The organism is Pseudoalteromonas sp. MSK9-3, assembly GCF_003590335.1.
Lineage (GTDB): Bacteria > Pseudomonadota > Gammaproteobacteria > Enterobacterales > Alteromonadaceae > Pseudoalteromonas.
On sequence record NZ_MIET01000034.1, the window covers coordinates 244609 to 269669 of the forward strand.

At 41.6% G+C, this 25061-nt stretch carries 14 protein-coding genes and 1 pseudogene; 11 read left to right on the top strand and 4 right to left on the bottom strand.

Features of this window, described 5'->3' with window-relative positions; genetic code table 11:
* Positions 1–77 precede the first annotated feature (77 nt).
* Positions 78–1625: a PAS domain-containing methyl-accepting chemotaxis protein gene (locus tag BGP78_RS16435; protein ID WP_119862389.1), complete on the bottom strand. Its 1548-nt coding sequence runs from the start codon at positions 1623–1625 to the stop codon at positions 78–80.
* 79 nt (positions 1626–1704) lie between these two features.
* On the opposite strand from BGP78_RS16435, the gene BGP78_RS16440 reads away from it, so the two are divergent.
* The 6 genes and pseudogenes from BGP78_RS16440 (at position 1705) to BGP78_RS16465 (ending at position 17014) form a co-directional block, all read left to right on the top strand.
* Entirely contained in the window at positions 1705–2643 is a 939-nt protein-coding gene (locus tag BGP78_RS16440; protein ID WP_119862390.1) for a zinc-binding dehydrogenase, read from the top strand.
* 60 nt (positions 2644–2703) lie between these two features.
* A complete protein-coding gene (gshA, locus tag BGP78_RS16445) occupies positions 2704–4281 on the top strand; it encodes a glutamate--cysteine ligase (RefSeq protein WP_119862391.1) in 1578 nt (525 codons plus the stop codon).
* A 443-nt stretch (positions 4282–4724) separates the two neighbouring features.
* A complete protein-coding gene (locus BGP78_RS16450) occupies positions 4725–15107 on the top strand; it encodes an RHS repeat-associated core domain-containing protein (RefSeq protein WP_182912304.1) in 10383 nt (3460 codons plus the stop codon).
* Entirely contained in the window at positions 15079–15480 is a 402-nt protein-coding gene (locus BGP78_RS16455; RefSeq protein ID WP_119862393.1) for a hypothetical protein, read from the top strand. The genes BGP78_RS16450 and BGP78_RS16455 overlap by 29 nt, the downstream gene beginning before the upstream one ends.
* A 319-nt stretch (positions 15481–15799) precedes the next feature.
* Positions 15800–15946: pseudogene (locus BGP78_RS16460) on the top strand (transposase); the annotation flags it as partial.
* 93 nt (positions 15947–16039) lie between these two features.
* Complete coding sequence (locus tag BGP78_RS16465; protein WP_119862394.1) at positions 16040–17014, top strand: transposase; 975 nt, start codon at positions 16040–16042, stop codon at positions 17012–17014.
* A 138-nt stretch (positions 17015–17152) separates the two neighbouring features.
* On the opposite strand, the gene BGP78_RS16470 is transcribed toward BGP78_RS16465, so the two are convergent.
* Positions 17153–18496: a glycosyl hydrolase family 28-related protein gene (locus BGP78_RS16470; protein WP_119862395.1), complete on the bottom strand. Its 1344-nt coding sequence runs from the start codon at positions 18494–18496 to the stop codon at positions 17153–17155.
* 297 nt (positions 18497–18793) lie between these two features.
* Between BGP78_RS16470 and BGP78_RS16475 the strand changes: the two genes are divergently transcribed.
* On the top strand, positions 18794–19402 hold the full coding sequence (locus BGP78_RS16475; protein WP_119862396.1) for a transglycosylase SLT domain-containing protein: 609 nt from the start codon (positions 18794–18796) through the stop codon (positions 19400–19402).
* Positions 19403–19559: 157 nt separating this feature from the next.
* On the opposite strand, the gene BGP78_RS16480 is transcribed toward BGP78_RS16475, so the two are convergent.
* Complete coding sequence (locus tag BGP78_RS16480) at positions 19560–20834, bottom strand: HlyC/CorC family transporter (RefSeq protein WP_119862397.1); 1275 nt, start codon at positions 20832–20834, stop codon at positions 19560–19562.
* Positions 20835–20895: 61 nt separating this feature from the next.
* The gene (locus tag BGP78_RS16485) at positions 20896–21702 is read right to left on the bottom strand and encodes an inner membrane protein YpjD (protein ID WP_119862398.1); all 807 of its coding nucleotides are present in this window, start codon (positions 21700–21702) and stop codon (positions 20896–20898) included.
* 165 nt (positions 21703–21867) lie between these two features.
* On the opposite strand from BGP78_RS16485, the gene ffh reads away from it, so the two are divergent.
* From ffh to trmD, 4 genes are all read left to right on the top strand, one after another.
* The gene (gene ffh / locus BGP78_RS16490; RefSeq protein ID WP_119862399.1) at positions 21868–23247 is read left to right on the top strand and encodes a signal recognition particle protein; all 1380 of its coding nucleotides are present in this window, start codon (positions 21868–21870) and stop codon (positions 23245–23247) included.
* Positions 23248–23491: 244 nt separating this feature from the next.
* A complete protein-coding gene (rpsP, locus tag BGP78_RS16495; RefSeq protein ID WP_010362251.1) occupies positions 23492–23740 on the top strand; it encodes a 30S ribosomal protein S16 in 249 nt (82 codons plus the stop codon).
* 17 nt (positions 23741–23757) lie between these two features.
* Positions 23758–24291, top strand: a complete 534-nt coding sequence (rimM, locus tag BGP78_RS16500) for a ribosome maturation factor RimM (RefSeq protein ID WP_119862400.1) — start codon at positions 23758–23760, stop codon at positions 24289–24291.
* The gene (gene trmD, locus BGP78_RS16505) at positions 24291–25058 is read left to right on the top strand and encodes a tRNA (guanosine(37)-N1)-methyltransferase TrmD (RefSeq protein WP_119862401.1); all 768 of its coding nucleotides are present in this window, start codon (positions 24291–24293) and stop codon (positions 25056–25058) included. Before rimM ends, trmD begins: the two co-directional genes overlap by 1 nt.
* The last annotated feature ends 3 nt before the right edge of the window (positions 25059–25061 follow it).

Sequence of the window (25061 nt, forward strand, 5' to 3'; positions counted from 1 at the left end):
CCGGCTAATTACGACATCAAGTAACGGCATCAGTAGTTTCGCCTACGTTGTCTTTACTTGATGCCACTGCCAAATAATTACACTTTGAAGGTAAGCAGCATCCCATTCACTTTATCGGCACTATTTACCAGCTTTGTGGCGTCTTCTGCTACACGATAACTTAATTGTAGATTTTCTTCGCCATGATGACTAATGGTATTAATATTGGTGTTTATATCGTGGCTAACCGATTGCTGTTGTTCTGCAGCAGCAGAAATTTCTAACGCCGAGTTCGCAATTTCAGTAATTTGATGGTAAATCGTTTCCAGCGCTTTTTGACTCTCTTGGCTTGCGTGTGCGCAGTTATCTGCTCGGTCTTTGGTTGACTGCATTACCTTAGACCAGTTGTGAAGGGTATCCTGGATTTCTTTGATTGAACTATAAATGTGGCTGGTGGCGTTTTGTGTACGAGAAGACAGCGCACGGACTTCGTCAGCAACGACGGCAAACCCTCTGCCATGCTCTCCAGCTCTGGCTGCTTCAATAGCGGCATTCAGTGCAAGTAGATTAGTTTGCTCTGCGATCCCTTCAATTTCAGTCATGACTTGGCCAATTTTATCTGCTTCGTTGGCGAGTGTTGTGGCAGTTTGTGCGGCTTCGTCAACTTGATTTGCCAGTGTACTAACCATGCTGGCATTTTCAGACATTGTGGCTTTTATATCGTTACAATGGGCTTGGGTTGTATCTACTTTGGTAGCGGTTTCACTGGTGCTATTTGATATTTCTCCTATGGTGGCGCTCATTTGCGACATTGCCGTTGCCATAGAACTTAAGCGCTGGCTTTGAGCTTGTATACCTCGTTCGGTGTTATTAGACTTTTCATCTAAGCTGGTGGCGATACTTTTAAAGGTAATTGTTGAGTCTTTCATCCGGCCAAGCACGGTGCGTAGTTTTGCTTGCAACATGCCTTGGTTATATTTGGCGATACTAAATGGCGTATGTCCGTCATAGATGTATCGTGAAACAGAATCAAACTCAGCTCGTTGTTTAGCCAGTTGCGCAGGTGTGTCGATGAGTTCATCATAATTCATAAAAAGTAGCGTTAACAGTAACCCTATTATGATGAGTGTTGTCAGCCAGCCAGCTTGTATTGCAATTATAGTTAAGCTGATGACTGTGAGTATCATGCTGAGTGTTTGCCGAGTTTTGGTGTTCTCTCTCCAGTGCCCTATTTTTTTTCCTGTATTAATGGCGTTATAGAGCTGCTGGGCTCGTTGTTTTAATTGTGCAGGGGGGCGAACACGGACCGACTGATAACCAACAAGTTTGCCCTTTTCAAATATCGGGGTGACGAATGCATCTACCCAGTAATATCGACCGTCCTTACATCTGTTTTTGACAATGCCACGCCAAGAGTGACCATCTTTGAGTTTATCCCAGAGTTCTTTAAAAGCGGCTTTAGGCATATCTGGGTGGCGCACAATATTATGATTCTTCCCGACCAATTCATCTTGGGAAAAGCCAGAGATGCTGCAAAATGCGTCATTAGCATAGGTGGTGACGCCTCGTAAATCTGTCGTTGATACAAGTTGCTGAGAATCGTCAAAAGTCACTTCTTCATTTGTTATTGTTTGCCCACGACGCATGGCTTTCTCCATAGGGGATATTCTTAAATTATGTTAGATTATAGTCAGTTAAAATAGTAGGCAAAAGTAAGGGAACATCATGAGTCATTTAGCTCAAACCTATGGAGTTATCCAATTTGGAAACGCCGATGCACTGACTAAAGTAGAACGAACTCTATCACAGCTTGACGTAAATAAGGTTCGAATTAAGCTGATCAGCAGCAGTGTAAACCCGATCGACATAAAAACACGTCAAGGTTTGGGTTTTGTGGCAAAAGAAAAAGCTGAAGATAAATTTATGCCCTTAGGCTACGATGCTTTTGGGGTAATAGAACAAGTGGGTGGATCAGTATCTGACTTAACGGTGGGTCAGCATGTTATTGGCATGGTGGGCTTTGCACATTCACCAGGTTGTTATTCCACTTATTTGGATGTCTGTCCGAGAGAATTAATTGTTGTTGACGCGCAAGAAACTCCAACAATTTCCGGTCTGTGTTTAGCGGGACTTACTGCGTTGCAAGCGCTGCGTTTATTTGATGAAGCGAAACACAAACCGATATTTATTACTGCCCCGACGGGTGGTGTGGGTCATTTAGCCTTACAAATCGCGCAAACACTTGGGTTCGATGTTATTGCATTAACGGCTCGGCCTACTCACACGCTATTGGAAAAGTTGAATGTTAAAGTGTTGGGTTATGATGATTTTTATAAGCAGCAACATGATGCCTCTTTGCTAGATTTAGTGGGGGGAGAGTTTGGGTTGAGGCTACTGAACCAGATCACCGTTAATAATAGGGTAGTGACTGTGCCGACATTATCGAGAGATATGATATGTTCAAGGGCATCTGAGTTAGGGCATAAAGCCGGTGGTGTTGTGGTTAATGCAGTAAACGAAGATCTAAAATGGCTGTATAGCGTATATAAGACCGGAAAAATTTATGTGCATCAGGATAAATCATTCGATTTAGAGAATACCTCTGATGCGCATCATTATATGGAAAATAATAACTATTGTGGGAAAATAATAATTACTGCTTGAGTAATTGCACAAATGACCCCATTGAGATGACATTGCCCTGAATGGCTTGAGGATACTTTTTTGACAACTACAGAACTAAAAACACGATTAGATGCTTTATCTCAGCCTAAGCATCAACAAGCAATTAAGGGAATTATGCGTGGCATTGAGCGAGAAGCGCTGCGTATAAAAAAAGGTGGTCAAATTGCCCAGACGCCTCACCCATCAGGTGCGGGTCACCCGTTGACACACAATAGTATTACAACAGACTTTTCTGAATCACTGCTTGAGTTTATTACCCCAGTAAGTGAAAACGCAGAAGAGACATTGGCTCAACTTCGCGACTTACAAAAGTTCACGTTAGAACAAATGGGCGATGAGCTACTGTGGCCTATGAGCATGCCATGCTTTATTTCAAACCAAGATGATATTGCATTGGCTCAGTTTGGCAGTTCTAATGTTGGCCGAATGAAAACGCTTTACCGTGAAGGTCTAAAGAACCGATACGGCAGCATGATGCAAGCCATTGCAGGTGTGCACTTTAATATTTCATTTCCAGGTACTCTGTGGAAAAGTTTAAAAGAGTTAACGGCTGATAAGCAAACAGAGCAAGATTTTATTTCTGAGCAATACCTTGGTTTGATCCGAAATTTTAAACGAGAAATGTGGTTAATCAGTTATTTATTTGGTGCTTCACCTTCATTATGCAGCTCTTTTTTGCAAGGTAAAGAAAACGAGTTGCCATTTGAACGTATTGGTAAGGGCACTTTATATTTAAAGCATGGCACAGCTTTACGACTGGGTGATCTGGGTTATACCAATAGCGCTCAGTCGTCGTTAAAAGTGACGTATAATAACTTGGATGAGTATATTGCTGGTTTAAGAGATGCAATTCATTGCCACTCTGATTTATATGGCGACTTAGCCGACTATCGAGACGAGAACCCCCAGCAGTTAAATAAAAATATTCTACAAATCGAAAATGAGTTTTATTCGCCAATTAGGCCAAAACGCACTAGTCAAAGTGGTGAAACACCTTCTCAAGCATTGGAGAAAGGGGGGATTGAGTATATTGAGATCAGGGCGCTGGATGTGAACCCTTTTTCAGATACTGGGATCAGTTTAGAGCAAATTCGCTTTTTAGATGTATTTTTGACATATTGCTTGTTGAAATCATCACCAGAATTAGACTTTGAGCAACAGCGTTCAACGCAAATCAACTTGAAGCGGGTTGTAAATCAAGGGAGAGATCCAGAGCTTAAGTTGAAGCATGACACTGGTGAAGTGAATATAGTGCAATGGGCCACCCAAATTTTTGATGATTTGACTGCCGTTGCTACGTATATGGACTGTGCTTATGGTGTTGAGCACTACAGTCAGACGATTGAAAATATTCGTACATGGGTTGCTGATAGTTCTCAGACATTTTCTGGCCGTTTGATGTCACAAATGTTAGAAACACAGCAAGATGGAGGCGCAATTGCGTTAGAAATGGCACAAGCATATAAACAAGCTGCGGCGCAAGGTTCTTATAAAGTATACAGTGAAGAGATGCTGCATTGCCAGGCAGCAGACTCTTTGCGTAAAGAAGAGCAAGTAAGGGCCGCTGATAGTGTTGAGTTTACAGCCTTCTTAGATGACTATTTTGCTAAAGCGTAGGGCAAAAAAAAGCGTAGCTCAATGGGCTACGCTAAATATAAATCAGGGATGAAACAATGCCAAACTGCTGCATTCATAAAGTAAGACTACCCCTTTAAAAAAAAGTTCAAAAATTAATTTATTAATATAAAAATCCCACCGTAAACTTCCCCAGTTAGAAATGATACGCTTTCGTATTGTTTATCCTACCTTTTATCTTTTTGATAACAAAGGATAAGGAATTAGAAGGGTTGGTAAATATTATGTTTATAAACTGTGTGTGTTTTACTTGTTTTTACCTGTAAAGTAGAATCTCAACCTTTAAAACATCATGTATGAGAGCCAGCTTTTAATATAAGGGAATTATGTATGTTTCTGCGGTTAAACGCCAGAGCACGAGAGTGTTTGTATGAGTTTTGTCAAAAAATGGACTTTAAATCTAAATTTATTCAAAGGAAATGTTAATGCTTCGAATATCATTATTAATATTGGGTGTCTTTTTGCTGTTTGGGCAAAAGGCATTAGCCGCACAAGTGCCTTCTGCACCGACAATTTCAGGACCGGCCTATCACGAGTTTCGAGGCACGTATAATTATTCTTGGAATAACCCTGGTGGGAGCGTGAGTTCGTACAAAGTTGAGAAAAGTTGGAAACCTGACAGAACGGGTAACGCCTCAGTTAGCACAGTAACATATAGTAGCACAGGTTATTCAGAAACCTTCACCGAGCCTGGTACTTATGTAGCAAAGGTGCGTGCATGTAATAGTGCGGGATGTAGTGGCTGGAGTAACAATGAGGTCAATATTATTCGCAAACATTGGAAGCCAAACCAAACTGTTGCCAATGGACCAAGCTCCTCATCAACAGGCCGGTTTCAGTTAACGTGGTCGAAGCCATGGGGACATGGTATTAATAACTACATTGTTGAACGCGCCGCGAATGGCGGTGGCTTTGGGCAGGTGCAATCGGGTGCCAGTATGAGCATGCAACAGTCATTATCAAATGGCACTTATACCTATCGTATCAATGTATGTAATGAAGATAATGTGTGTTCTGGTTTTGGGCCAACAAAGCAAGTAGTTGTTGATATTCCGCCACCGCGGCCAAGTACCCCGAGCGAGCCAGATGTCGCATGGGATTTATATCACCCGCAGGGTGGCAGTATACGCGTGCACGTACCCTCTATTAGTGGTGCGACGTCATATACGATCTATAACGATACCACCACATCTGGCAGAGCGCAGTCAAGAAATGTAGGCACAGGCTGGACAACCATCCCTGCTGTGGGGGTTGGCCATAACTACATTCGAATTGCTGCATGTAACCGCTCTGGTTGTAGTGAAAGTGTACCAAGACGGGTGGTTATTTTTAGTGCGCCACATTCGGTCTCACCTTCTATAAATAAATCGATTGCTAATAAAAACGACAGTGTGACTATTTCTTGGGGGTTACCAGCTGGCACGATTTGGTCTGGTGCTTATTTTAAAGTGCACTGTAGAACACGTGCCCATGGGGATGTGTGTAATCAAACTATCCCATATCAGGGCAGTTCGAACCAAACCGCATTTTCCCATACGTTTACAGCCAGTCATGTTGCAGGGTATGACATTCAAGTTTTATCCTGTAATGAATCTGATAGTCATTGTAGTAGCGGTGGTACAGGCACTGTACATGTGTTGCCCCCAGTGCATGGGCACCCAAAATTTAATTTAGACTTTGACTTTTACTATCCAATAAATACCGATATTCCATTAATATTAGCATCAGGAATAGCCGGTGCAGACAGTTTTTCTGCGTCAATTAATGGCAGCATTGTTAAGTATCTTCCTGCATCTGGTATTGGGACCATTCAAATAGGCACGATAGGTAAGCATCAGTTGAGTATGCGTGCCTGTGTTACCACGCCGTCAGGTAGCCGTCAATGTAGTGCCCCAAGCGTATCTCAGGAAATATCAATATTTAACCATAAACCGACTGCGGTCACAGTTGAGCTGTCAAATAACGCCCCTGACTTGGGTCAAGCAACCACATTAAAGTGGCGAGCGCCTTCAGATATGATTTGGGAAAAGTCTTACTTTAAAGTGCATTGTTTGAATCAGGCTGGGGTTGATTTCTGTAATAATACAATTAACTACAGAGGTGACATGCCCGCTGACTTTTCACAGTCGTTAACGTTTAACCAGCATGATGCTTATTCAATCAGTGTAAAGGCATGTAATAAAACTACGGCTTACTGTAGCACTTCGAATACTTTACAGGCGAACTTGCTGCCTGCAGTACCTGGAGACCCAGGGTCCAATATTGGTTGGGTCGTTAATTACCCGCTTAATAGTGAAATAAAAGTTGCTATTCCACAGGAGGTAGCAGGGGCTGAGAGTTTTGCAATTTATTATTATCAGAGAAACAGCAACCCAATCAAAATAGCACAAGTACCGGTGACGCAAAGTACCTACACGATAAAAGCAAACAAGCTTGGTAAGTATACCCTCCAGCTTGCATCGTGTGTTGGAGTGGCAAATCCTGTTTGTAGCGCCCCGAGTATGAAGCGCGGTATTGATGTTTATACAATACCAGAGCCTGTCACGGGTAAGTTTGTTACGGAGAAGGTGTCTGTAGGGCCTAACTCGGCGTTAGAATTAACGATTTCAGGTCAACTTCTTTGGAATAAGTCATACTTTAAGGTGGCGTGTTTTTCACCATCAGGTGAGCAGGTGTGCAGTCAATCAGTGATGTATCCTGAGAATATGCCAATTCGTTTTAATGTGAATGTGGAATTCAAAGAGGTAGGTATTCACACGATTAAATTACAGGTGTGTAATGAAACCGATGCGTACTGCAGTGCTGTCACCACCATGTCGGTAGATGTATTACCTATGGTTCCTGTGAAACCTGAGAGCAATGTAATGGGGGATTTTTATTATCTTGAGAATAGCATGATGCGTGTTTACTTGTCAGACAATGTGACAGGGGCAACCAGTTTCCAAGTGCATTATGGCAAAGGTGAGGAGCTAACATTTAACAAGAATGTGCCAGTGTCGCAAGGGTATGTTGATGTTCCTGTTGGGGCAGAAGGTGTGCACCTTTTAAGTTTAGCCTCGTGTATGACAAGCAGTACGGGTGCCAAAAAGTGCAGTGAGCAAAGTGAAACACAAAACATCGTTGTTTATGTAACGCCTCATCCTGTATTACCTAAGTTAAGCAAGTCCAAAGTGCGCACTTCAGAGAAGGTAACGTTAACATGGACTCAGCCAGCGGGCACAATTTATGAGAGTGCAGTATATAAAGTAGCATGTACCCTTGAAGGCGACCCTAATAATCATTGTTTGCCAGAAGAGCCAATTCGCCAAATCGGTAAGCAAACAGACCATAGCTATGAGTTTAGATTAACCAAACCTGGTGATTATAAAATCCGTGTACAATCGTGCAATGACGCACGGCATTGCAGTGCACAAGGGTATGTCGCATTAAAAGTCATCCAGTCGGATATACCTATTCCCGTAATTGATGCCCCCGCACGTACTTTTTTGAATGCAAAAGAGCGCGTTAAATGGTCATTTGCCACGCCACCAAAAACGGCATTTGACACCACATTGTTTGTTAAAGCCCCAGATAGTACCGAGCCGGTTAAATTAGCGAGCCAACCACAAAATAAAGCTGGTGAATATACCTATTCATTCAATACAGCAGGTACTTATCGTTTTTACGCCCAAGCATGTGGCGAGGTTGATAACGCCAATGAAGTAGTCCCTATCGTCAATAATGATATATTCATTCCAATCACGCAGAATGCAGGAACTTCGAGGGTATGTAGTGAACTTGACGCGTCAGAAGTTACTGTGGCAGTCATGAATACTGAGTTTGCGCTAAAAAATACCGACGGTAAGCTGACATGGTCTACAGTCGCTGGAGCAACCAGCTTTGAGATTGAAAGTGCAGTATGTGCAAGCCGCTGTGATGACCTATCAGCGCTGAATTGGACTTGGCTGGCAACATTAACGGACGGTCAGTCAAGTTACAATATTACGCCAGCTAAAGATAAAATTTACCGTATTAAGGTGTGCTTTAGCGATGGCACGTGTGCGTATGTTGTTGAAGGTGCTCCAGCAGGAAAAGGGTATGCATTCAGTAACACTGATTTTGCTAAAACCAATGATTCGCAGAGTATACAACTCCCTAATAATGGTGTTGGTACAATCACTGCTACCACAGGTGGTCAATTCCGTGTTGATGAATCTGGTAATGCGACTTATCAAATACCATTTGAGCTACCAGTAGGTCCTGGCGGTATACGACCTTCCTTGGGGCTTGGTTATTCCAGTTCAAATACTCGCCAAGGCATTGCCGGTATTGGCTGGTCATTATCGGGCATATCGGCTATTACGCGATGTGCAAAATCTCGTTTTTATGACGATTTACCCTCAACAATTTATGTTGAAAAAGTGAAACTTGATGGAACAACATTTTGTCTTAACGGTCAACGTTTAATCAAAGTGGAACCGAGTGTTTACCGTACCGAGTCTGACGATTTTACTGAATATAGAATACATAGAAGCTCAGCCGTGATCATTGGGTTTGAAGCCACGACTAAATCAGGTGAAACACATTATTATGGTAATATAAATAGTGCCACATCGGCGGTACAATCAGCGCTAATATCGGAGCAAATGAACTATTCTATCCCGCATACTTGGGTATTGAGTAGTATTGTAGATACGTATAATAACACCATAAACTACCATTATACGTCACCGGCCGGTAGCGACATTAATACCGAGTCTATCCTTGATTCGATTACATATGGACAAACTAAGGTACAATTAAACTATAGCGACAGTGAAGGGTTTTATGGTTACCGTTTTGGACGACTATACTCACGAACACAGGCACTTACTAGCGTTGCAGTAACTTATAACAACAGTGCTGTTCGGTATTATGGACTGGCATATAGCTCAAATGACAATACATACTTAAACAGTATTACCTTATGTAAATCATCGAGTGGAGGTTGTACTAAACCCGTGTCATTCGAATGGGAAAAAGAGGTTGCTAATTGGAGTACTTCTAACCCTAAAACCGTCGGTTTAGGTTCGCGTGACAAGGTTGGTATTGCCGTTACCGGTGACTTAAATGGTGACGGTGCCAGTGATTTTATTACATATGAAGGAGATGGACGCTGGGATGTTGAATATGGTAACAACCAAGGGCGTGACTCTCTAACTATTGCAAATACAGACCCCTCTCATGCAGCTCAAGCGATTGTTGCTGATTTTAACGGTGATGGACGTGCGGATGTGCTCCTCTCTGCAAAAAATAGGCATGGTAATAACGTTCAGTGGTATTTGATGCATCAAGAAGGAGAAAGAACGTCTACTGAGGTGTGTGATGTATATAATTGGGACCCTAGAAACCAATTCCCTATCGAGCCATCAGAGCCGTTATGTTATACAAAAATTACAGTCGGTGAACTTAAATCTTATCAAGTGCTCAATACGGCTAAATTATCTAAAGTTAAGCCCGCCGATGTTAATGGTGATGGGATCATGGACATCACACACATGACGAGCAAGGCAATAAATTATCACATTAACACCCTTAATAGTAATACGGGGGTGGTCACTTTTTCTTCAGGACGTGCACTCGGTGTTGGGTCTTTGCCTGGAACTACGGATGGAACTGTGACTATTTTAGATCATTTCTGGGGGGAGGTAGACGGTGATGGACGTTCAGATGTAATCATAAGAGGTACTGAAACCGAGTATGTATGTAGTAGTAAAAATGATGATCCTGGAGATCCGAATTGCGAGATAGAACTCGTTTCTGACAAGCTTTATAAGGCGGTTAATATCGGCAATGGCTTTGGAATGGCAATTATTGCAAAAAGCAATATAGGCTTTTCTGGTTTTAAAGTTGCAGATGTGAATGGCGATGGGCTAATTGATGTGCTGTATAAGCAAAGACTGTCTTGGTATTTACAGCTTAATAATGGCTATAGTTTTGAAACACCGACAGAAATGTTGGCAGGTAAAAATGTCCACAAAAATGATTTGATCGTGATGGATTATGATGCTGACTTAGCACAAGAGCTATTAGTCTATAATGACAATCGTTCAATGTGGTTTGTATATAATTACAATGCCCTTGATGGTACGTTTGAGGAATTAACGAATAGTTCCGTAAATATTGCGCGTTATGACACGAATGATATAAAAGACACGATGTTATTTGCTGACTACGATGGTGATGGTTTGATGGACTGGATCCGTGTTCGTTACCAATCACCTAATGTACAGGCGCATATTTTCTATAGAGCAAATACCAATAAAAAACATCGTACCATTCATCATTTTGTTGACGGTCTTGGTAATAAGACAACTGTGGAATACAAACCACTCACAGACAATAGTGTGTATGAAGGTACAGTCGAGTCACAATTCCCGATTATTTCCGCTCGAGGACCAAGTTATGTCGTGTCTAAAGCGACAAGTCCAGACGGCACTGGTGATCGCTCAAGTGTGCAATATCGTTATGCAAATATGGCGTTTCATGGTCAGGGGCGCGGTTACTTAGGGTTTGGTAAGTTAACCACCATTGATGAGCGTGACAACGATTATAATATGGTCACAGAGACCTATTACCATCAAGGCTTTGATGAAAATGAAGCTGTTAAGTCTTACCTGAAATACCCAGAGCTTGTCGGTATGCCTGTAATGACACAGCAAAAAATGGTTAAAAAATCCGATCAAAATAGTGTGATTGTTTTATCTGAATCACGTAATCAGTACGGTATTACTGAAACAGCGAGTACCATAGATAGTAAGGTTAAACGCAACCCATATTCTACGCACATACAAAAGAGTATCGAGCAGAGCTACTTTCTAAATGGGGGTACATCAGGCACTGAATATAGCTCGGGCGGGTTAAACTCTACGTCTACGACAGTTCAAGGTTATGACACGTGGGGGAATTTACTCAGCAGTATTATTACACTTAATAATGCTGATGATAGTACGGTATTTATCACTAAAACGGTTAATGAATATACCGCTTCACCAGTACACTGTGCAAACAGCAGGGTGAATCAAAACTTTGATGGTAATTCATATGAACGATTTGGTCGTTTAACGTGTAGCACAGTGACTAAAACTCGAGTGAACAATGGCGTGAGCACCTCAAGCTCAAAGAGCAGTGCGTTTGGGTATGATGCCAATGGTATTCTGTCGCAAGAGCAAGCTAATGTGCATTCAGCGAACCAGTCGATACTAACGACCTATACCTTTAATGGCTTTGGCTTAAAAAATAGTACAACCGTCGTCGGTAGTGACCTATCTGCACATGCTTCGATTGAGAATGCGCCTTCAGTAGCGGGGGATCTTAGCCGAACGTCAACGACCGTTTACGACACCTCAGGCCGCTTTGTGCTTTCGAAGACGAATCAGTTAGGCCACACTGTGTGTTACGATGTTGATAACGTGACAGGATTATTAAAGAGCAAAACCACCAACGTATTCGATTGTACAGATCAAAGTATTGCACAAGGTTTAACCACGCAATATCGTTATAATGCGCTGGGTCAACCAACAGGTGAAATATCACCGAACGGGATTAAAAAATCAATTTCAAGATACTTTGAAAGCGCAAGTAATAGCACCAAACGCTTTTCAGAGAAAGTGCAGACCCATGGAGGCCATTACACCAAGACGACCTATGATATGCTTGGTAGAGCAATTAAGGTTCAGAAGAGCACTTTTGATGCAAATAAAGAGGCCATTACACTGACTCAATATGATAAGTTTGGTAATGGTTATAAAACATCCGTTGTTGGGTCGAGCGCATCAATAGGTAATGACAAATACCAAATCAGTGAGTTTGACATACTGGGCCGTGTGATTAACACGACCACCCCAAGCTTTAATGGCACTGCGTTGTCGGTTGCAACACGTTATAGCGGATCAACCACGACCGAGACCCACTCAGGTGGCACGCAAAGTGTGGTGAAGCAAAACGTGTACAATGTGGCGGGCGAGCTACTGTCAACCACAGACAATGTGAATGCAGAGTCAGGGGCAACCAGCAGTCAAATTGCGTATGCGTATGATGCGTATGGTCAGTTACTCAACACCACCGACAGCGGCAGCAATAAAGTGGTGATGGAGTATGATAACCTCGGTAATAAAATTAAGACGGTTGACCCAGACAAAGGCACGTGGCACTACCGTTACAATGCGCTAGGGCAGCTCAGATGGCAAAAAGATGCCAAGGGGCAGGTGACATGGTTCAATTATGATGTGTTAGGTCGAACCACACACCGTATTGATAATGCACAAAGCAGTGCCAGAGAATCTCGATGTTACTACTATGACATGGGCGGTATTTTAGGTGCCAAAGATGAAGAGCGGGTGTTTGATGGTGGCAGTTGTTCAGTAGATGCCAACCTGACATTCAGCCGCAGCTTTATTTATGATGGCTTTGGTCGACCGATTCAGCAAGACACGACGATCTATAAAGGGGATACGCCATTTGTGCAAACGCAGTACACCCATTATGATGCATTGGGACGTGTTTATCTCAGTCAGTTAAGTGACAACTATGCGGTTGGGTATAAGTATAACGCGCGTGGGTTTAAAATCTCAGAACATGGTCTTCGTTATAACAATGACACGATGAAAGTCGATGAGACGCTGCTTAAAACCATTAACAGTGTGAACTTCCGTGGTCAAGTCACCAAAGAAACCTACTTAGGCAACCAAGTCTTAACGTATGGCTATGACAGCTATACCGGACTTAGTGATAGTTTAGGGGCGGTAGGGATGCACACAGAAAGCGGGCAAAATTCGCTGAGTGCCAGCTATCAATACAATGCGTTTGGGCAGTTGAATAAGCGTGAATTCACCGGTTTATATGATCAAACCCGCACAGAAACCTTTACGTACGACGGCTTAAACCGACTCAGCACGGCGACAAACCGCTATGGCACACTCAGCAATACCTTAAATTACTGTTACGACGCGCTGGGCAATATGCTTAAAAAAGGCAGTACGTCTACATGTGGTGTCGGGAGCAATGACTTTAGTTATGGCAGCAGTACCAGAAGTACAGGCAATGCGGGGCCACATGCGTTATTAAAAGATTTACGCACTGGTACGTCTCGTACATTCAACTATGACAATAACGGTAATGTCACAGGAGATGGAGATCGCTCGTTCGTATACAGTGGCTTTGATAAAGTAACGCAAATTCATCAAGCAGGTAACATGCAGGTGAACTTTGCGTACGATGCCAATATGCGCCGTTACTATCGTAAAGATGCCTATAGCACGCAAAATGAGACTGAAGGTAAAGTTGATACCGAAACCTTCTATTTAGGCGCATTTGAGCATATTACCAAAGGCAGTGGCCCATCGGGTGGAAATACAATTTACCAGTATACGCTCGGTAATATGCAAATCAGCGAGAATCTAGCAACGGGTGATATTACCCAAAAATTGATGATCCGCGACCACTTAGGCTCCGTACTGGCGGTGAGTGAAGTGAATGCAGCTAAGACAGCGGCAAGTATTACGCAAACCTTTAGGTACGACCCATTTGGTCAACAGTTTGCGCTGCAAGCGAATACTGCACAAACCAATACCTTCTCGGCATTTACCGGCTATATGCGCCAAGGCTTTACTGGCCATGAAATGCTCAATGGCTTAAATGTCATTCATATGAATGGTCGTATTTACGACCCAACGATAGGGCGCTTCTTACAAGCCGACCCGCATATTCAAGCACCGAGTAATAGTCAGTCGTATAACCGTTACAGTTATGTGTTGAATAACCCGTTGAGTTATACCGATCCGAGTGGGTATTTTTTTAAGAAGCTGGGTAAGTTTATTAAAAAGAATTGGCGGACGATAGCTGCAATTGCTATAACAGCAGTAACAGGTTACGGGGTGCAACTGTTTACTGCGTTTGAAGCTTATGGAGTTGCTGCTATTGTTGCAGCTAGTGGTGGAGCGCTTGCAGGTTATATTGCTACAGGGTCAATAAAAGGAGCTGTGGTAGGGGCCCTTTCTGGGGCCGCATTCTATGGGATAGGACAAGCGTTCAACGCAAGTTCCGGCTTTTTTCAAACAGGGGGAGCTGGACACGTAGGTTCACATGCGTTAGCTGGTGGAGTAATTGCTGACTTGCAAGGTGGTAAATTCGGACATGGATTTATGAGTGCGGGAATTACTAAATTTGCGCAAGTAAATGGTATGGCTTCGGGTGATTTATCTACGGGAATTGTTAAATCGGCAATTATAGGAGGTACAGTATCGAGAGTAACAGGTGGTAAGTTTGGTAATGGAGCAGTCACTGCCGCATTCCAGTTTGCTATGAATCAATGGATTGAAGAGAGGTTAAAGTTATTTTCTTCAGACCCTTATGCTAATGATAAAGAGTTTCAGAGACTAAAGGCAGTTGCGTTAAATCGCAATTTGCAAGAAATTCAAATGTCTGAATATAGGGCTTCTGTTAACAATGGTTCTGATCCTTATACTAAATCCAGTTTTGGCAGTGTTATCTATAAAAATGATGACGGGTACAGGCTTGATAATAATAAAAGCGCTTCGCCACGAATACCCTATGGTTATGTAACAAATGAAGGGAGATCAGGATTGTTTCAATTGGTTAATCGAGGTGAAACGTTAATAAGTAATGCCCACGCGATAATTATAACGACACCTAGTTCGCCCCTAAGTATTGCAAATGCTAGTGTCACATATCTTAATTTTTCTGAGAAAATGAATGTTCCAGTTTATGTTAATTCCACAAGAGGGGTAATCGGAGATGTGTATGTTTTTGATAGTTCAAAGAGTAAGTAGACTATTATTTTTATTGTCACTGCTTTCTTTTTCTGCTAAGGCTGAATATATAAGTGTTGAAGAGTTGAGGGGATCACCAATGACATATGAAGGAACTAAAATTATGGCTACTGGTTATTTGAATGCACTTGGCGCTTTATATGACAATAAAAAACAGTCAGATAACTTTTCGCCTAACTTTTTAATGGTTAATTTACAAAAAGATATTTCAGACTTTTTTATAATAAATTGCTATGGTAAATATGTGGTTATAGAAGGTGAGTTCACTTATCAAAAGCAACGTGATGCTATTATATGGAAAGTCACTAAGTTGCTCACAAAGGGTGGGGTTGATTGCGTAAAGGACCAAATGATATGGGACAGAACCAAATAAGGTGGGATAGGCACAAATTACTTGCATAACTAGGTGGTTTAATTACTGTTTATATGTCCAGTTTTGTGGGTGACTAAAATGGAATACAAAATTTACGAAGACACCCACGGTAAATTGATTGTTTTTTATTCTTCGCCTATCTTTTAGATTCAGCTTAAAAGATAGGCGTTTTTCCTCATAATAAACAAAAGTTTAATGAGAGGAATTTAACAAGACACCCACCCAAAAACAATTTTAATTGGCACCCATTCAAAATTGATTGTTTTTTTATTCTTCGCCTATCTTTTAAATTCAGCTTAAAAGATAGGCGCTTTCTCTTATGGCCACGGCACGAAAAAGACAAGTGAGTTTAACTGATACCAAATACTACCATTGTATTTCACGGTGTGTTCGCCGTGCGTATTTGTGTGGTGAGGATAAGGTAACAGGGCAATCGTATGAACACAGAAGAGGCTGGATAGAAGACATGCCAATTTACGTAGACACCCACCGTAAATTGACTGTTTTTCATTCATTGCCTACCTTTTAAATTCAGCTTAAAAGATAGGTAGGTTCCTCGATGGCTACAGCACGCAAAAGGCAAGTGAGTTTAACTGATACCAAATACTACCATTGCATTTCACGGTGTGTTCGTCGTGCTTATTTGTGTGGTGAAGATAAGGTAACAGGGCAATCGTATGAACATAGAAGAGGGTGGATAGAAGACAAACTGCTGAAACTTGCCAAAGTATTTTGTATTGATGTGTGTGCGTATGCGGTGATGAGTAACCATACTCATATTGTGCTTTATGTGGATGATATAAAAGCTAAAAGGTTAAGTGGTAAAGCGGTTATTATCAGATGGCATAAGCTATTTAAAGGCACCATACTGTCTCATAAGTACCTTCAGGGTGAAAGGCTAGATTCAGCGCAACAATATTTTTTAAATAAAGACATTGAACAATTTAGAGAACGTTTAGCGAGTATCAGTTGGTTTATGCGGGTACTGAATGAAAGCATCGCTCGAAAAGCGAATAAAGAAGATAACTGTACTGGCAGATTCTGGGAAGGTCGTTTTAAATCACAAGCCTTGCTTGATGAAGCCGCACTGGCGGCGTGTATGGCGTATGTTGATTTAAACCCGATAAGAGCGAAAATGGCAGACACACCAGAAACCTCAGACTACACCAGTGCTAAAACACGCTGTGAACATGCCAAAGAGGGCAAACAACCTAAGCAATTAGCACGTTTTGCAGGCAGCCCCCGAAAGCACATGCCAAAAGGTTTACCCTTTGAATTAAAGTCCTATTTAGAATTAGTCGAGCTAACAGGCAGATGTATGCGAGCAGATAAGCGAGGCGCTATCAACCCCGTTAACTCCCCAATTTTAGACAGACTCAACATAGCCCCAGAAAACTGGCAAAAACTCACCACACAATTTACCAAAGTATTCCATGGCGCAGTAGGGCGACCTCAAAAGCTTGATAATTATTGTGCGAGCCTAGAAATAAAACGGCGAGCTAATTACAAGCAGTGTGAAAGGTTGTTAGCTTGACCCCTAAAATACCTGCTGCACCGTTATTGAACAAATAGTTGTAAAGGGCAGTCTTGTGCAATTATGCTCCTGAATAATTGTTCCAATTAAGGGAGTGTTGAGATACCGTATAATTATTTACACGGTATCTTTGTTAGGTTAATGTACCTTTTCTACCGTAATCTTACCGTTAGATAATCCGCCGCCACCCGAGTAGTCTAGTTTTGCAAATATTTTTCCGGCATCGAATTTAAACTTGATCCGTTGGTTGCCTGATACATGACTAATTTTTCCAAAGCTGCTGCTGCCGTTGAAGTTGTATAGTGTGTATTCTTCTAAAACAGGCTCATAACCGTCCCGTATGCCTGACACTGTTACTCGGTAAGCAGAGTTACCAGAGATGGTAATACGCTCAGGTAATGCTTGCCAGGCTCTGTTTGCAGGTAAACTAATAGAGGCTGTTTGTTTGATAATGCCATTAGAGTGGGTTGATTGGTTATCGTAATTACCTGAGCCACCTATTGCGACTAATTTACCTGTTAATTGGGTATTTTTTAATATTGCGCTGTGTTGCCACCAATCTTGCCCGGTCATGCCGTGTATTGTGATTGAGCCTGCATTTTCAGCATCGATAATGGCACGATATCTTGCGTTGCTTCTGCCACCTTGTGCAAATACGCCATTGATATCAAGTGTTCTTGAATTTTTTACTTTAAAGACAGTCTGAACACCTTCTGCATAGAAGTTTGAAATCTGATTGTTCCAAGTAAAGTGATTTGCTGGACCATAAATCTCAACACCTATATTTGAATTTTGCACTGTTGAATTTGTGATATTACTGCCCATCGCGGCCAGTTTTATACCTGTTTGCGATTTTTCAACATAGATATTGTCAAAAATATTTACATTGTTAAACCAGCCGTTGGGTTCAGTATTCCAATAGGCCGGTGCGTCACCGTTGCCGTGTAAATTAATACCGATATTGACGTTGTTTATAAATAAATCTTCGAATCGACTCCATATCACCCATTTACCATTAATGCCTTTATCAAAGCCCGCTATATCAAGTTTTGAGAAGTGAGAGCGGTAAGACGCAAACGGGATATCAATAGCATTACCTTGCTTCTGTGAATTAGTTTGAGATAAAGTTAAGTTATGTATTTCAACACCGTGAGCTACTTTGAACATGCTGATGTTTGATGAAGTCACTAACTTTGACAGCTCTCTTTTTTCGCCAGTTACTTTTATCCTTGAGTGATGAGAACCGCCTGCTACGGTGAAGTCGAGCGTATTCTCGACATTAAAAGTACCAGCGGGAATATAAACTGTTTTATTGTTTTGAACAGCAAAATTGATAGCTGACTGTATGGCATTACTATCGTCAATGTTATCATTGGCAATCGCACCAAACGCTTGATCTGTAATTGAGATTACGCTGGTGTCAGCGGCGAGCGCATTGAGTGATGTACACCCTAATGCGAGTAATATTAAGCTTTTTTTCATGTTTAGTCCTTTAAAATAACAGGTGGTATTATCGGTTACATAGTTTGCCTAATTTTTTAGGCACAATCAACACGTGAATATACGACAGTACAGTTGTAAAAAGTTATTGAATTTGTCTGATATTATATAGTGTCGAGATGAAATTTAATTGTTAGGGTTTATATTTGATAGAATAAATAAAAAAAACGCAGCTAAGTAGCTGCGCTAATTGAAATTCAGGGATGAAACAATGCTAAACTGCTGCATTCATAAGTTATGACAGACGATAATTGCAAAAGTTCAATAGGGTTTAAAAAAATGCTAAAAAAATATTTTCTCATACCTTTGCTATGTGTGCTTGGAGGGTGTGCTACTGCACCACCGAAGCAACCAGATGACTTATGTAAAATATTTAAAGAAAAAGAAGATTGGTATTATGATGCGAGAGATGCGCAAGAAAAATGGGGCTCACCTAAGCATGTATTAATGGCTATGATGTATCAAGAAAGCTCTTTTAGACATGATGCCGCGCCACCAATGGAGTATTTTTTATGGGTTATTCCGACCGGAAGGGCCAGCTCTGCCTATGGGTATTCACAAGCGAAAACGATGACTTGGAAAGATTATATTAGAGAGTCGGGCAATTCGGGTGCCGATAGAGATGATTTTGAAGATGCTATCGATTTTATGGCGTGGTTTGTTTATAAAACCCATAAAGTAAATGGCATATCCAAGTGGGATGCTTATGCACAGTATTTAAATTACCATGATGGCTGGGGTGGCTATAAGCGTGGCACCTATAAAAAGAAAAAGTGGTTAATGGCGGTTGCCAATAAAGTAAAGCATCGTGCGAGCAGATATGGTGCACAACTTAAACGTTGTGAAGCTGATTTAGATAAAAATTGGTTTGAGCGTTTGTTTTCATAATACATATTGGATAAATGATACACTCACGAGGAAGCCTTTTTTATGTTCGTAATTCGTGGTGTTTATCACAGCATATTCTGAATATACAGGCGGGAGCAACTTTAGAAATGAAAAAGCCGAGTTCAGTAAGGCTCGGCTTTTATCGTTAAAGTCGATTTTATTTAGGTGTCTTTCTTTGTTGTGGGAATACTTTGACTTGCTTGATCATATTTTCTTTGATCTCAATTATTTCTATTGGGTAACCCGCAATACGCATACCTAATTGTGTATCAGGGATATCTTCTAAGTATTCAACAATCAAGCCACTGAGTGTTTTAGGCCCTTCTGTCGGTAATTCCCATGTCATCTCTTTGTTAATATCGCGAATATTGGCCGCACCATCTACCAATACTGAACCATCGCTTTGTACGTCAACTTCATCACTGGTTGCGCGCGTTTGCGTTGTGGTAAAGTCACCGACAACTTCTTCAAGAATATCTTCAAGGGTGACTAAGCCCTGAATATCGCCATATTCATCTACTACTAGGCCAATACGTTCTTTGCTTTGTTGGAATTTCAATAATTGCGTATTTAATGAGGTGTTTTCAGGAATGTAGTAAATTTCTCTAACGGCACGCAATAACGATGGTTTGTCGAATTGCTCTTTAGTAAGTAGCCTTAGTGCATCTCTTGAATGAATAAAACCAACGGCATCGTCAATTTGATCTCGATATAACAAGACTCTGGTATGCTGTGCATTGGTCAGTTGCTTTGAAATGTCTTTCCAGTCGTCGTTTATGTCGATTGCGTTAATTTCATTACGCGGGATCATTATATCTTCGACTGTGACTTGTTCTAAATCAAGAATAGACGTTAGCATATTCTGGTGATTTGAAGGCAGTAGAGCACTTGATTCATTCACGACCGTTTTAAGTTCTTCTTTACTTAAACTATGTTCTTCAATTTGTTGGTTGGAAATACCAAAAATTCGTAACATACCGTTGGTGATCCAGTTAACAGCGATAACGAAAGGGAACAAAACCTTGAGTAGGCCCTTAAGTATTATTGAGCTTGGAAAGGCTACTTTTTCTGGATACAGTGCAGCTAAGGTTTTTGGTGTCACCTCAGCAAAAATTAACACAACGAGTGTTAATACAAAGGTAGCGATGGCAATACCCATATCACCATACAAGCGTATACCAATGATTGTTGCCACCTGTGCGGCTGCAATATTAACCAAATTATTGCCGATAAGGATTAGGCCTATCAGCCTGTCAGGTCGGCGCAGTAATTTACTAACACGCTTTGCAGCTTTGTGATTTTGCTTTTCGAGGTGACGTAATCGAATACGGTTAATTGACATGATCCCTGTTTCAGAGCTTGAGAAATAGCCCGAGATCAAAATAAGCAAACCTAAAATAATAAATAGGGTGCTTGTAGATATGTCGTCCAACAGAGGAGTCCTTTTTGACTTACGAAAGCGTATTAAGCGTTAGCTTGGATTTTTAGTCAAGCTAAAACTTAACAAGTATAACTTCTTGAATGAATCTACTACCAAAATAGGCTAATGTAACAAGCCCTGATGCACCAATAATAGTAAATACGATAGGTTTGCCACGCCACCCAAATTGATGGTGGCCAAGCGTCACGGCTGAGAATATGACCCAAGATATGATAGAGAGTACCGTTTTGTGTATAAATTCTTTGTCAAACATGCCTTCTAAAAATGCAAAACCAGACAGCAGGGCTAACGTTAACAGCGCAGTGCCCACAGTTAAAAGTTGATAGAGCTGTCGTTCAACTTGCATAAGGGGAGGGAGATGGCTGTGCATAATGGCCAAATCTTTTTGTTTTAGACGTTTATCTATAAAGAAGAACTGTATGGCATATAAAGTAGCAATAATAAGCACGCAGTAGGCAAGCAAAGACAGCGAAATATGCACAACTAAGCCAATATCGACATTGATCGACTGCATAACAATATGGTGAGGGACGAATAAACTCGCGGTTAATAGGAGCGCAGCAAAGCCATAAACAACGGGTAATAAGAGTGTGGCTGGAAACTTTAAAGAGACGGTGGTGACACTGACAACAATAACCCAGCATGTCAGTAAGGCTACGTTCACTGTACTTAAATCTTGCCCTTCAGTGGTAAATACTGAGTTCACAAGCACAAGCATATGCGTCAATATAGCTAGCGTGCTGAGAATAATTGTCAGTTTATGACTAGGCCCTTCTTTATGAAAGAGACGGGATAACACGTGCCCCGTGGCAAGCACATAAAAAACGCTGGCAATAAGTGACAAGCTAACAATCAACATATGATCTGGGCCTAATAATTATTTTCCTTTGATAGGCTATTGTATTTTAAGCCTCGCCACTTGCATAGAGTTTCTAAAAAGAATCTTTGTCTGCACTTGAATACTGTATTAGTTAAGAGCATATCAGTATAATGCACAGCAATTACGATATATTGGAACCTATACATGTTTGAAAACCTCCAAGAACGCTTAGGTAAAACGTTAAAAAATATCAGTGGCAGAGGCCGCCTTACCGAAGAAAATATAAAAGACACGTTACGTGAAGTGCGTATGGCATTGCTCGAAGCCGATGTTGCATTGCCTGTAGTTCGAGAGTTTGTCAAACAAGTAAAGGAACGTGCGGTAGGTGTTGAAGTCACTAAAAGCTTAAGCCCAGGCCAAGTGTTTATTAAAATCGTACGTGAAGAACTTGAAAGTGCGATGGGTGAAGCAAACGAAGAGCTTAACTTAGCTGCGCAGCCGCCTGCGGTGGTCATGATGGCGGGCTTACAAGGTGCGGGTAAAACAACCAGTGTCGGTAAGCTTGCAAAGTTCTTAAAAGAGCGTAAAAAGAAATCAGTTTTGGTGGTCAGTGCGGATGTTTACCGCCCAGCTGCAATAAAACAGCTAGAGACGTTAGCCAGTGAAGTAGAGGTTGAGTTTTTCCCAAGTGATATTTCGCAAAAGCCAGTCGATATTGCAAACAATGCGATAAGTCATGCGAAAAAGAAATTTATTGATGTTGTGCTAGTTGATACTGCGGGTCGTTTGCACGTTGACACTGACATGATGGACGAAATAAAAGACTTGCATAATGCCATCACGCCGGTAGAGACATTATTTGTTGTAGACGCGATGACAGGTCAAGATGCGGCAAACACAGCAAAAGCATTTGGTGAGGCATTACCGCTTACAGGTGTTATTTTGACCAAAACCGACGGTGATGCCCGAGGTGGTGCTGCGCTGTCTATTCGTCATATAACGGGCAAACCTATTAAGTTTATGGGTGTGGGTGAGAAAACGGATGCATTAGAGCCGTTCCACCCAGATCGTATTGCATCTCGTATTTTGGGTATGGGTGATGTTTTATCACTTATTGAAGAAGTCGAAATGAAAGTCGACAAAGATAAAGCCGCCAAAGTAGCAGAGAAAGTATTTAAAGGTGATGGCTTTACATTGGAAGACTTTGCTGAGCAGTTAAAGCAAATGAAAAACATGGGCGGTATGATGTCGATGCTTGAGAAACTTCCAGGCATGAATAACTTGCCTGATGCAGTTAAAGGCCAAGTAGGCGATAAGACGTTCTTGCAGATGGAAGCTATTATAAGCTCTATGACGCCAAAAGAGCGTGCACGCCCTGATATTATTAAAGGTTCTCGTAAAAAGCGTATTGCAGCAGGTTCAGGCACCCAAGTCCAAGACATCAATAAACTATTAAAGCAATTTACCCAAATGCAAAAAATGATGAAAAAGATGAAGGGTAAAGGCGGCATGATGAAAATGATGCGAAATATGAAAGGGATGATGCCACCAGGAATGATGGGCGGAGGCGGTCCTAAATTTTAAGGCGCAATAGCATTTTTCTTTAAATAAAATAAAAAAGAGGCGACAGCCTCTTTTTTATTGATCATAAAAGCAGCAGCATGTTATGGTTGTTTTTTACCCCCCAGATCAGCATTTAATCTACCTAAGTGTCATTTATCCGCACTTCTTACTTGCATTGTGGCTAAAAACTCGTACAATTCCCCAGCTTCCTATTGTGGGAAGTAAATCTTATTAATGAAAACAGTCAATCTATTCAGAGGACGGTATGGTAACTATTCGTTTGCAACGTGGTGGCGCTAAAAAGCGTCCTTTCTATCAAATTGTGGTTGCGGATAGCCGTTTCTCGCGTGACGGTCGTTTCATCGAGAAAGTAGGTTTCTTTAACCCTATTGCTCAAGGTCAAGAAGAGAAAATTCGTTTAGACCTAGCCCGTGTTGAACACTGGGTTGGTCAGGGCGCATCTCTAACAGATCGCGTAGCTAAGTTAGTTAAAGACGCTCGTAAAGCGGCTTAATAGGCGTAAGTGTAACCATGAGTCAAGAAAACACCTCGATTATTGTAGTAGGTAAGCTTGGTGCTCCTTACGGAATTAAGGGCTGGCTTAAGGTACATTCATTTACTGATGATCCCCAAGGGATCTTCGATTTCAGCCCATGGTTAATAGGGCAACAAGGTAAATGGCAAACCCTTGAAGTGAGTGACTGGCGTCGTCACAACAAGGGCTTTATCGCCAAGTTTGCGCAAGTAAACGACAGAGACGAAGCAATGGCGTATACCAATGCAGAAATTTCTGTTGATTCAGCGCAACTGCCGGAACTTCCTTCTGGGGAGTTTTATTGGCGAGATCTCATTGGCATGTCGGTTGTAACTGATAAAGGTTATGACTTAGGCACTGTTGATGACTTGATGGAGACAGGCTCAAATGATGTTTTGGTTGTGAAAGCAAACAAAAAAGATGCATTTGGCCAATCTGAACGTTTAATTCCTTTCTTAACTGATTCAGTTATTAAAGACGTTAAACATGAAGAGAAAAAAATTACTGTTGATTGGGATCCAGGCTTTTAATGAGCCAGCAAAATCCACTATGGGTAGGAGTGATTTCACTGTTCCCAGAAATGTTTGATGCGCTAACCCAACAAGGCGTTACAGGGCGTGCAGTTAAAAACGGTTTAATCGATTTTAATTGCTGGAATCCACGAGACTATGCAACAGATAAGCATAGAACTGTAGATGACAGACCTTATGGTGGCGGTCCTGGCATGTTGATGATGGTTAAACCATTACAGCAGGCTATTTTAGCTGCAAAATCTGCAGCTGGAGAAGGCGCTAAAGTAATTTACATGTCCCCTCAAGGGCGAAAACTAGATCAACAAGGTGCTGCTCAGTTAGCGGCGTCTGAAAAATTGATTTTAGTAGCTGGTCGGTACGAAGGTATAGATGAACGGATCATCGAATCTCTAGTAGATGAAGAATGGTCCATTGGCGATTTTATTCTCAGCGGTGGTGAACTACCTGCTATGACACTGATTGACGCAGTCGCGCGATTAGTGCCAGGCGTATTAGGTCACAACCAGTCAGCTGAGCAAGATTCATTTTCGGATGGCTTGTTAGATTGTCCTCATTATACTCGGCCAGAAACATTGGATGATAAACAGGTGCCTGCTGTATTACTCAGCGGAAACCACCAAGCAATTGCTAAATGGCGCTTAAAGCAGTCATTGGGAAGAACTTGGCTACGTCGTCCAGACTTGTTGCGTAACCTAGCTCTGACTGAGGAGCAAGCGGCACTACTCGCTGAGTTTCAGCATGAGTACCAAGAAGCTTGTGGCTAGAAG